Raw genomic sequence first — 10493 nt, 5'->3', positions numbered from 1 at the left:
GGACGTGTCTGGAAGCCCAGCCAAGGGTGCGTATGCGTCGATGCCGCCAAAATGATCGCACGAAGCCGTCAGGGTGCCGACGAGAGCGAGCAAGACATATGATCTTCTCATGGCTTGGACTCTATCAGTCAGACGGCAGCTTCCCACCCTTAGCTGACGTCGAAGGCGACCGCTTTCCTGCCTGGCGGCCAACGTCCGCTTTCGGCGCCGAAGCCCAGGGCCGAAATCGACCGATACTGTTGAAAAAGTCGCCAATTGCCAAGGTCGTCCCAGGCTGATTCACTCTGGTCGTTGAGGCTGGAGGCAGCGCGATGATGGGCGAGCGGAGGGTCGATCAGGCGGCCCTGTTCTACACTTTCTCGCTGGAAGACCACGTCCCGGCGAGCCACCTGCTGAGGTCGATCGACCGGTTTGTGCAGTTGGAGGGTCTGCGAGCGCATCTGGCTCCGTTCTACAGCGCCATGGGGCGTCCTTCGATTGACCCCGAACTGCTGATCCGGATGCTGCTGGTCGGTTATTGCTTCGGCATCCGGTCGGAGCGCCGGCTGTGCGAGGAGGTCCATCTGAACCTGGCCTATCGCTGGTTCTGCCGGCTGGGTCTGGAAGGCGCCGTGCCGGACCACTCGACCTTCTCCAAGAACCGTCACGGCCGCTTCAGGGAGAGCGACCTGCTGCGCCAGTTGTTCGACACGGTCCTGCGCCGGTGTATGTCGGAAGGCCTGGTCGGCGGCGAAGGCTTCGCCGTGGACGCCAGCCTGATCAAGGCCGAGGCGAACCGGGAGCGCAGCGTGCCTGGCGATCCTGGTCTGCCGCCCGAGGCATCGAGCCGAGCCATCGACGAGTACCTAGCGGTCCTGGATGATGCGGCGTTTGGTGCGGCCACGCCGGTGACGCCCAAGTTCATCTCGCCGGCAGATCCGGCCGCGCGCTGGACCGCCGCCAACAAGGGACCGGCCTTCTTCGCCTATGCCACCAACTACCTGATCGACCTGAAGCACGCCGTCATCGTTGATGTCGAGGCGTCCACCGCCGTGCGGCCGGCCGAGCTGACCGCGGCCCGCACCATGATCGAGCGGGTTCAGGATAGGCATGATCTCCACCCCGATCGCCTTGCCGCCGACACCGCCTATGGCTCGGCCGAGATGCTGGAATGGCTGGTCAACGACCAAGGGATCGCACCCCACATCCCGATCATCGACAAGTCTGCCCGGACGGACGGGACCTTCTCCCGAGCCAACTTCACCTATGATCCCGCCGCCGACCTTTATCGCTGTCCGGGCGGCAAGGAACTGAAGCAATATCGGCGAGCCTTCCGCGCCGATCACCCCGATACCCCGCCGGATGACACCTATCGGTATCGCGCCTCCGAGATCGATTGCGACGCCTGCGCGCTGAAGCCCAATTGCTGCCCCAACGGGCCGGCTCGGAAGGTAACCCGTTCCATCCACGAAAACGCCCGGGACGTCGCCCGCGACATCGCCAAAACCGACGCCTACGTCACCTCTCGACGCGAGCGGAAAAAGGTCGAGATGCTGTTCGCCCACCTCAAGCGCATCCTCAGGCTCGACCGACTGCGCCTTCGCGGTCCCTGCGGCGCCCGAGACGAGTTCCTCCTCGCCGCCACCGCCCAGAACCTGCGCAAAATGGCCCGCCTGATCCCCTTACAGACCGCACCGGCGCCCGCCTGAAGGCCTGAAGCGTCGCGAACCGCGTCACAGCCTGACCACGCCGCTCTTCAAACCTATCAGCCGGGCGACTTTTTCAACGGTATCGACCCAGTGCGGACCTTCAGGGGACGATAGTGGTTGGCTCAGAGACCGTAAGCGGCGTTGAATGATCTCGCTCCCGTATCACTAAACGTCACCACGCGCCCTTGCCCGCGTCGTGCCCAGCGTTGATCAAGGGCATGGCTGAGCATCGCCGCGCCCAGCGCGCCCCCTAGGTGATGGCGACGCTCGCTCCAGTCCAAGCAGGTTCGGCACAGCGGGCGCCTACCGCGTTCGAGGGCGAGAACGTCTATGCCGATTGCGGTCAAACCATCGCGGCCGGTCGCGGTCAGCACAGGTGGGTCCGCATGTTCGAGCCATCCTGTTTTGATGAGGGTCTGGAGCAGCAATACGCCCTGTTGCCCGGCCAAGTGGTCGTAACATACGCGCGCGGTTCGCATAGCCGCGTCTCTCGGTCCGGTTCGGACGCGAACGGCCCCAGTTCTCTGGGCCAGCCCCATCAACGCTTCCAACACATGCGCCACATCGTGGTCAGCGAGCCGATAGTATCGGTGCCGACTTTGCTTCTCCACGACCAGAAGCTTGGCGATGCGGAGTTTGGATAGATGGCCACTGGCTGTCGGCAGAGCGACCCCCGCCGCTTCAGCGAGTTCCGTCACCGTCAGAGCGCGCCCGTCCATCAGGGCCGTCAGCATGTTCGCGCGTGCAGGATCCCCAACAAGCGCCGCCACTTGGGCGATGAGAGGTCCATCCTTCATATTCGCCACCTCGCAGGGATTGAGCGTTCAAAATAGCATGCCCGCAACGAGCATGCTTCGGTCGCGACCAAAGCGTTGGCCCTGCATCTCAAGATAGGTTCATGGGGAGCGTACGGAGGCGCTAACCCATGATCACCTGCTTCATTCGTTATGAAATCAACCCGTTCAAAATCGACGCCTTCGAGACCTATGCGCGCAATTGGGGCCAAGCGATTCCACGCTGTGGAGCTGATCTTGTGGGCTATTTCGGGCCGCACGAGGGCTCGTCCACCACGGCCTACGGTGTGTACAATATCGAGAGCCTTGCCGCCTACGAGGCTTACCGCGCGCGGTTGCGCGATGACCCCCTGGGTCAGGAGAACTACGCCTTCGCAAAGCAGGAACGGTTTATCCAAAAGGAAGACCGCTTGTTCCTGCGCCTGGCCTCAGGGCCGCATGCACCACTGGTTGCACCATGATCGCGGTCATTTTTGAGGTCTGGCCTGCGGAAGGCCGGATGCAGCAATATCTCGACCTGGCTACGGCCTTACGGGATGAACTCGAAACCATTGATGGCTTCATTTCCGTAGAACGGTTTCGCAGCCTCAATGAGCCCGACAAGCTGCTTTCGTTGTCCTTCTTTCGGGACGAGACGGCTGTCAGGACGTGGCGTGAGCGTCCTCGCCACCGCGCAGCTCAAGCCAATGGACGTGCTGGGGTGTTCCGTGATTACCGACTGCGGATCGCCAGCGTCTTGCGCGACTATGGCATCCATGACCGCATGGAAGCGCCTGCTGATAGTCAAGCCGCTCATCAGCGGCTGACGCCAAAACGTCCGCTAGCCACCCCCAGCTGAAGTTGTGGGCGTCCGCTTTCGCGCCGTCTGGCCTAGGTCCGGTTTTGGGCCAGATGCCTATGTCGCAGATCGAACCGTTGCGGTCTCTTGAGCTCACTGCCACCCTGACATGATCATGCTGATCAAGGTCCAAACCAGAAAGTCTCTATTTTTCGTAGTGCTCACCGCAGCTTGCATGGTGGTCGGCCTATCACTCGCCATAGTGTTCCCACGCGAGAACGCCAGAGTACTCATGACCTTGACGCTGCTGATTTCTGCGCCGCTAACGTTGGCTGCTAGAAAAGCCCAACGTGAAGCTACTGTCGATTTTTCTTCCGTGCCCGCAGAGGAACGGAAGGCCTTCCTCGTCCAAAATTCGCTTTGGCTACTCACCTTTCTAGCTGGTCTTGGAGCAGTAGGGTGGTGCGCCGTTGTTGGCCCGCCGTTTGGTTCGCGTGCGGCCTTCGGCTTTGCTGCATTGGTGGTTGGCGCCGTGGGTTGGGGCATGATGTGGAAAACGTCGATTGAACACGGTGCGAGACTTATCGCGACGCGCAGCGATGTCCGCTAGCCACCCCTAACGGAATTTAGGAGCGTCCGCTTGCTGGCCCGTGGAGGGAGCCGTGGACGCCGCCAAAACACAAACTTGGCGCGCGCTGTCCACGTCGATCAGATTGTTTCTGCCTGTTGGGCAGGGTCCGGATCAGGCTCATCGAGGTCGCGCCCGGCTAGTCGACGGCGGACCGTCTTCATCAGATCGGTGTTCAGGCGCGGTCTATCCCAGGCGCCGGTAGCTGTCCGTACGCCCGCCAGTTCTTCAGGGAAGCTCAGATAGGTGAAAACCCGATCAACGACCTCGATCATCAGGGCCTTCATCTCGTCGTCGGAGATACGGCTGACATCCGTCCAGGGAATTTCTCCATAGGGCGTCATGACCGTCACGTCGGTGTAGTCTCCGGCTGCCGAGCGCGGGAAGGTCCCGGCGTGCAGGGTCTCAAGGCCTGTGTTGCGGACGCAGGTTTCCACGATCGCCAGCGCGAGACGCTCCGTGTCGCGCCGCTCCTTCGCAGTCGTTTCATCGGTCAACAGCATGCCTTTCCTGTCAGATCTCATGTGATCCGCCTCATGTCCCCGAGCGGAAGGCTGGAGGACGTCCCTCCGTTCGTCCGGTCGGTCGGTCGGCGGCGGGCGCATCCCGCCCCACCATATCCCCCAGGAATTCGGCGAACGGGACGATGTTCTGGTTGGCGCTCGCTTCTTCCAAAGCGGCCATATAGCGGTCGCGTTCCTGGACAGGGATCACCGTCCATGGATATCCGCCGGCCGCCAGCATCAGATTCATCAGAAAGCGGCCGGTGCGGCCGTTTCCATCGATATAGGGATGGACATAGACGAAGATGAAATGGCCCAGGACCACGCGGACTGCCGGGTCAGGTTCGGCCGCCAGCAGTTCGAAAAGGACCGGCATGACGTCCCGGACTGCGTCGGCGTTCATCGGCGTATGGCGGGATCGGCGGATGAAGACCGGATCGCTGCGGTAGCCTGCGAGACTGGCGGCGCCGACAAGACCGGCAGTGACGCTGGGGGTGAAAAGCTCCCGATACCAGGTTCCGTGATCGTGATCGGCGACGTCGCCTGGATTGTCGCCCTTGAGCACCCGCTCCAGGCTCGTCTTGACGGCCTGGAAGGCCTGCCAGTAGCCCCGGGCGGCCAAGGCGTCCCTATGCACCCGGTCCGCCGCATCGATGTCGGGGTTCCACTCGCCTGAACGGACGCGCTGGATCAGGGCGGCGCTGACCCGGTAGCCTTCGATCGACAGCGAATGATAGGCGTCGGTCTCGTAGAGATCGTCCACATGGTCGAGATAGGCTGCGATCCGAGCTGTATCGACCGGGCCGGGCGAGATCGGGAAGGCCGCCGGAATGTCGCGACGCATCGTCTCCCACATCATCCTGATGCGCTGGACGTGGGGGGAGGTTTCGCGGCGAGGTCCGACGGGCTCCAGTCGGGCTTCGAACGGATCATGCTCGCGAACGTCGTAGCCGGCGGCCTTCATGGCCGAGAGGATGTCGTCGGCCTCGCGGGTGCGGCCGATGTTGCGAAACGCCCCCGCGAGCCGGCCGGCCACAGCCGATCTTCCCCCCTCAAGCAGACGTTCCAGCACGCCGGAGGCGTCGCGCTGCATGGACAGGACGGTCCGGAGTTCGGTGGGGCTGTTTACGAAGGCCGAAGGGGCGGCCGCCACCAGGGCCGCCTCGGCGCGATAGACGCGCAGACCGTTCAGCACGTCCTGATCACGGCCCTCGGCAGGTGCGACCCGCAGGTCGTAGATCGAGGTGTCATGCAGGAAACTGGTGGGATGTCCGCGGCCCTGGGGGCTGCGCACCAGGAGTTGCCGCGGCACCGTCCACTGGCCGGCGTGCAGCAGGAGGGACTGTTCGGGCGATAACGACCAGGCCTCGCCGAACCGTTCCGTCAGATAGTCCCGCACGAAATCCCAGTAGGAGGCGTACCAGGCGGTGCTTTCTCCGACGCTCGCGTCGGGCCGGGTTGCGATATACCAGCCCTTGATGACCGGCTGCAGGAAGCCGCTGCGGACGAGCAGGGCGCGGTCTTTTTCCCTTAGAGCGTCCGAACGGATGGCCTGGCGACCGGCTTTCTGAAACCCGTGGAGCGCCTCAAGGGCATTGGCCAGCTTTTCCTGAGGGGTGGCCATGGCGTTTGGAGAATCCTGTCGGAGAGCGATTTGTACCGATAAATCGTGCGGAGATAATTTCGCTTTTAATGACGTATCATATTTCGCTTATTCAACGAGTAAAAATTCGCTTTTAATGCGCGCGATATTTCGCGTTTAGCCGGAGTTGGCATTTCTGCCGTAGGCCGCGGGCCCCTCTGCCCATCACGGGACATTGGGGGCGAGCCTGCAAGGAGACGTCGTCGGCGTGTATCCAACTGTGCCTGCGGGCGCATGTCGAATAACCCCGTTCCGTCCGTTGGGGCAGTATGTCGCCATCGGCTACCTGCCTGATATGCAGGATGGAGGAGGGAGGGCGACAGACGATAAACGACATGCGAGCCGTCGGTGCTGACCTCTTAACCAATTTGACATACCGCCGATACCGGCGCGATGTGTCCGACTTGCGGGGGGAATGCGATGATCCGGCGTGGTTGGCTTCCATTTACGTGCGCCGCGGCCCTGGCCATGGGTTCGGCTGGCGCGGCGTCAGCCGCTCCTGCGCCGGCAGGGGCGATGGAGATCGTGGGCGCTCGCGAACGGGAGGTTCTTCCTGCGAACGCCCGCCCCGAACGCTACGCCATCGAACTGTCGCCGAACCTCGACACCCTGACCTTTACCGCAAAGGCCCGGCTTGCGTTCCAGGTGCTTCAGGCGACCGACAGGATCACGGTCAACGCCGTCGACCTGACCTTCATCAAGGCCGGCCTGGTCGATGGCGGGGCCGTCGCCCGGATCGAAACGGACCCCGCGCTGGAGCGCGTCAGCTTCGTGTTCGATCGCCCGCTGGCGCCGGGAGATCATGTCATTGAGGTAGCCTACGGCGGCAAGATCAACGAAAGCGCCACTGGCCTGTTCGTCAGCCGCTACCAGATGGACGGCGTGGCCAAGACCATGCTCATGAGCCAGTTCGAAGCCGGCTATGCGCGGCAGTTCGCTCCGATCTGGGACGAACCAGGTCTGAAGGCGGTCTTCGAACTGGCCCTGGTCGTGCCGGACGATCTGGACGCCGTGTCCAATATGCCCGTGGCGTCCGTGGCCCCGGGCGACGCGGGAATGAAGCGCGTGACGTTCCAGCCCAGTCCGAAGATGTCGTCCTATCTGATGTTCGTCGGGGTCGGCGAGATGGATCGCATTACGACGACCGTCGCGGGGGTCGAGATCGGGTCGGTGACCCGACGCGGCGTCGGCGAACAGGGGCGATACGCGCTGGGCGCGCTGGGCCAGATCCTGCCCTTCTACAACGATTATTTCGGCACGGCCTTTCCGCTGCCGAAGCTGGATCAGATCGCCGCCCCCGGTGCGGGCACATTTGGCGCAATGGAGAACTGGGGCGCCATCCTCTATTTTGAACGCGTCATGCTCGTCGATCCCGCGCTGACCACCGAGGCCGACAAGCAGTATGTCTATGTCGTCGTCGCCCACGAGGTCTCGCACCAGTGGTTCGGCAATCTGGTGACCATGGACTGGTGGGACGACCTCTGGCTGAACGAGGGCTTTGCCTCCTGGATGAAGAACAAGGCGACCGACGCCTTCAATCCGGACTGGAACATCTGGCTGCAGACCCAGTCGACGGTTGATCAGGCCATGGCGCTCGACTCCCTGACCGGCACCCATCCCATCGTCCAGCGCCTGTCGACGATCCGCGAGGTCGACAGCGCCTTTGACCAGATCACCTACCAGAAGGGCCAGGCCGTCATCCGGATGCTGGAGGCCTATCTAGGTGAAGCGGCCTTCCGGGACGGCATCCGCGCCTATATGGCCGAAAGCGCCTATGGCAACACCGTCACCGAAGACCTGTGGCGTTCACTGGAGGCCCATTCCGACACGCCTGTGACCGCCGTCGCCCGCGACTTCACCACCCAGGCGGGCGTCCCGTTGATCACGGTGGGCTCGATCCGCTGCGACGCGGGTACATCGGTGGTCGCCCTGACCCAGTCCCGGTTCGGGGCTGATGAATCCTCCAGAGCGCCCCAGACCTGGCGCGTGCCCGTCATGATCCAGACCGTCGGTTCCGACGTTGTCGCCCGGGCGGTGATCGAGAACGGCCATGCCGAGGTGCGGGTCCCGGGATGCGGCCCCGTGAAGGTCAACGCCGGAAGCACCGGCTACTTCCGCACGGCCTATCCCGCCGAGGCGATGGCGAGGCTTGAGGCGGCGTTCGGCGAACTTTCCGGGCTCGACCAGATCGGCTTGCTCAATGACGCCTGGGCCCTGGGCGCGGCCGGCTATTCACCCGCCTCGAACTATCTGGCGCTGGCGGCGTCGCTGGAAAACACCGCCGACCCCATGATCTGGAACGAGACGGCCGGCACCTTGGCCACCTTGGCCGACCTCTATGACGGTCAAGCCGGAGAGGCCGCGTTCGACGCCTTTGCACGCGACCGACTGTCGCCCTTGCTGGCTCAGATTAGCTGGGAGGTTCAGCCGGGCGAGCCGGCCAATGCGGCCATATTGCGCGAACGCCTCATTGGCGTCTTGTCCATGCTCGACGATCCTGCGGTCATCGCCGAGGCAAGACGCCGCTACGCGGCGGCCGACGCCGACCCGTCCGCTCTCCCTGCGGGCTTGCGAAACGTGGTGATCCGCGTGGTCGGAGCCCATGCTGACGCCGCGACATTCGATGATCTGTTGCAGCGGTCGCAAACGGCCGCCAGTCCGTTGGAGCGGAGCCTCTATCAGACCGCCCTGACCAGGGCCCTGGATCCGGCGCTGGGCCAGCGCGCCATCGATCTGGCCTTCAACAGCCAGACTCCCGCTCAGGACGCTTTTCTGATGGTGGCGAACCTCATTTGGCGCCACTCCGACCTGCTCTGGGACAAGACCATGGCCGACGCGACCAGGTTCCAGGAAATCACGCCGGAAGGCTTCCAGGTCGCGCTGCTGTCCAACATGGCCGCCGAGTCGCGCCGGCCGGGCCAGATCGATCTATTGCGGGCCTATGTAACCGCCAACTATCCCGGCGCGCCGCTCGGCGAGGTTGAACAGGCCGCTTCCAAGGCGGCGTTAGATCATCGGATCCAACACGATCAACTGCCGGAAGTGACGTCCTGGCTGAACAGCGACAAGAGCGTCGGTCGGCCCTAAGCGACAGCGGCCGGCCTAGCGTCATTTCACCCTCGGCTGAGGCGGCGCCGACCAGCCAGGATTCCAGGGGCGCATGGGCCTCCAGTCCCCCAGCCCGACCTTCTAAACGTCCGCTTCCGGCCGTTGAGGTCGATGTCTGCTTTACGGCGCCAGGCAGGGGGCCGTACTGGACCGAGGCCGTGTAAAAATGGCCTTGGCGGGGGCAGGTCGTAGGTCGCAGTGAGGCGCTGAGTTTGATCATCCGCGCTGATTGAGCCAACCTTGCTAAGGTGCAGGGGGCTCACTGATGGACGACGTAAAGACGCGGCGTGTCCTCAGGCGAACCGTCGCACCGACTTCGGGGAGACACGACATGACGCACCTGAGCCGTCGCACGCTCCTGGGGTTCGCGGGAGCGTTGGCTGTGGCGCCGCCGACTTTAGCGCGATCAGCGGCCTATCCCGACCCCGAGCGGGAGTTGATGGTGCCGGTCCGTGGCGGTCAGATATTCGTCAGAACAAACGGACCTTTAGACGGTCCCCATCCGCCACTGGTGGTCGCTCACGGCGGGCCGGGCGGCACTCATGGTTCCTACCTCGAACTCCTGCCGCTCATCAACGAGCGAGGACTGATCCTGTACGATCAGCTTGATAGTGGCCGGTCGGACCGGCCGAACGATCCGGCGAACTGGACCGTCGATCGCTTTGTCGACGAACTTGAACCGATCAGGGAGGCGCTGGGCGTGCCCCGCTGGCACGTGATGGGTCACAGCTGGGGCGGTACGGTCGCGCTGGAGTATGGCGCGCGCCAGCCCCCCGCGTTGGCGGGGTTGTGCCTCGCCAGCCCGTTGATCTCTACGCGAAGCTGGCTGGGCGACACGAACGCCCTGCGTCGGACCCTCCCGGCTGACATTCAGACCGAGCTCGCAGCCTGCGAAACACCAGCGCCGCCGCCGGTTGATCGCTGTAGCGCGGCTGAGACGGAGTTCCTCAGGCGCTTCGGACAACGCCGCCCCGCGCCGGAGGCCTTGACCGCCTATCAAGGTCGCCCCGGAAATCGCGGCTCCAATCAAGATCTTTCCCGGGCCATGTGGGGATCCACAGAGTTCACCGCCACCGGCTCCCTGAAGGCCTACGACGGCGAACCGCTGCTGGCGAGGCTGGACGGGCCGCGCACCTTGTTCCTCGTAGGCCAGTACGACGAGGCCCGGCCTGCCACCGCCGCCCTGTTCGCCGAGCGCGTACCCGAGGCGGAGTTCGCTGTCGTTCCCGGGGCTGCCCACAGTCTGCATGTCGACCGCCCTGACGAGACCGTCGCGGTCCTACGCGCCTGGCTCCGTCGCCAAGACCTGCTGTAACGAAGCTTGAGCCATGCACGCTCCGGTCTCATCGCGA

Annotated in this window: 9 protein-coding genes; 6 read left to right on the top strand and 3 right to left on the bottom strand. The window is 63.8% G+C overall.

From position 1 onward, the window contains the following. Positions 1-311: 311 nt before the first annotated feature. Entirely contained in the window at positions 312-1688 is a 1377-nt protein-coding gene (locus tag AC1DJ5_RS09650; protein ID WP_441454827.1) for a transposase, read from the top strand. Between the two features lie 122 nt (positions 1689-1810). Here the strand turns inward: AC1DJ5_RS09650 and AC1DJ5_RS09645 are convergent, their stop codons facing one another. Then, positions 1811-2485 carry an ArsR/SmtB family transcription factor gene (locus tag AC1DJ5_RS09645; protein WP_441454826.1) on the bottom strand — a complete coding sequence of 225 codons (675 nt, stop codon included), beginning with the start codon at positions 2483-2485 and terminating at the stop codon, positions 1811-1813. Between the two features lie 128 nt (positions 2486-2613). On the opposite strand from AC1DJ5_RS09645, the gene AC1DJ5_RS09640 reads away from it, so the two are divergent. From AC1DJ5_RS09640 to AC1DJ5_RS09630, 3 genes are all read left to right on the top strand, one after another. Then, positions 2614-2943: an NIPSNAP family protein gene (locus AC1DJ5_RS09640; RefSeq protein ID WP_441454825.1), complete on the top strand. Its 330-nt coding sequence runs from the start codon at positions 2614-2616 to the stop codon at positions 2941-2943. Continuing rightward, positions 2940-3320, top strand: coding sequence for an antibiotic biosynthesis monooxygenase family protein (locus AC1DJ5_RS09635; RefSeq protein WP_441454824.1), 381 nt, complete (start codon positions 2940-2942; stop codon positions 3318-3320). The genes AC1DJ5_RS09640 and AC1DJ5_RS09635 overlap by 4 nt, the downstream gene beginning before the upstream one ends. Positions 3321-3435: 115 nt before the next feature. Further along, the gene (locus tag AC1DJ5_RS09630) at positions 3436-3870 is read left to right on the top strand and encodes a hypothetical protein (protein ID WP_477020439.1); all 435 of its coding nucleotides are present in this window, start codon (positions 3436-3438) and stop codon (positions 3868-3870) included. 98 nt (positions 3871-3968) lie between these two features. Here AC1DJ5_RS09630 and AC1DJ5_RS09625 read toward each other — a convergent pair whose 3' ends face one another. Then, on the bottom strand, positions 3969-4391 hold the full coding sequence (locus tag AC1DJ5_RS09625; RefSeq protein ID WP_441454822.1) for a hypothetical protein: 423 nt from the start codon (positions 4389-4391) through the stop codon (positions 3969-3971). Between the two features lie 31 nt (positions 4392-4422). Further along, positions 4423-6015, bottom strand: coding sequence for a Fic family protein (locus tag AC1DJ5_RS09620; RefSeq protein WP_441454821.1), 1593 nt, complete (start codon positions 6013-6015; stop codon positions 4423-4425). Positions 6016-6558: 543 nt separating this feature from the next. Here AC1DJ5_RS09620 and AC1DJ5_RS09615 point away from each other — a divergent pair. After that, the gene (locus AC1DJ5_RS09615; protein ID WP_441454820.1) at positions 6559-9120 is read left to right on the top strand and encodes a M1 family metallopeptidase; all 2562 of its coding nucleotides are present in this window, start codon (positions 6559-6561) and stop codon (positions 9118-9120) included. Positions 9121-9472: 352 nt separating this feature from the next. Beyond that, positions 9473-10456, top strand: coding sequence for a proline iminopeptidase-family hydrolase (locus AC1DJ5_RS09610; RefSeq protein ID WP_441454819.1), 984 nt, complete (start codon positions 9473-9475; stop codon positions 10454-10456). Positions 10457-10493 lie beyond the last annotated feature (37 nt).

The organism is Brevundimonas sp. 01N35 (assembly GCF_056399785.1).
This window is presented reverse-complemented; position numbering and strand designations above follow the sequence as displayed.

Coding starts and splice junctions, on each gene's coding strand:
- AC1DJ5_RS09650 (WP_441454827.1), top strand. CDS start 312: ATGATGGGCGAGCGGAGGGTCGATCAGGCGGCCCTGTTCTACACTTTC.
- AC1DJ5_RS09645 (WP_441454826.1), bottom strand. CDS start 2,485: ATGAAGGATGGACCTCTCATCGCCCAAGTGGCGGCGCTTGTTGGGGAT.
- AC1DJ5_RS09640 (WP_441454825.1), top strand. CDS start 2,614: ATGATCACCTGCTTCATTCGTTATGAAATCAACCCGTTCAAAATCGAC.
- AC1DJ5_RS09635 (WP_441454824.1), top strand. CDS start 2,940: ATGATCGCGGTCATTTTTGAGGTCTGGCCTGCGGAAGGCCGGATGCAG.
- AC1DJ5_RS09630 (WP_477020439.1), top strand. CDS start 3,436: ATGCTGATCAAGGTCCAAACCAGAAAGTCTCTATTTTTCGTAGTGCTC.
- AC1DJ5_RS09625 (WP_441454822.1), bottom strand. CDS start 4,391: ATGCTGTTGACCGATGAAACGACTGCGAAGGAGCGGCGCGACACGGAG.
- AC1DJ5_RS09620 (WP_441454821.1), bottom strand. CDS start 6,015: ATGGCCACCCCTCAGGAAAAGCTGGCCAATGCCCTTGAGGCGCTCCAC.
- AC1DJ5_RS09610 (WP_441454819.1), top strand. CDS start 9,473: ATGACGCACCTGAGCCGTCGCACGCTCCTGGGGTTCGCGGGAGCGTTG.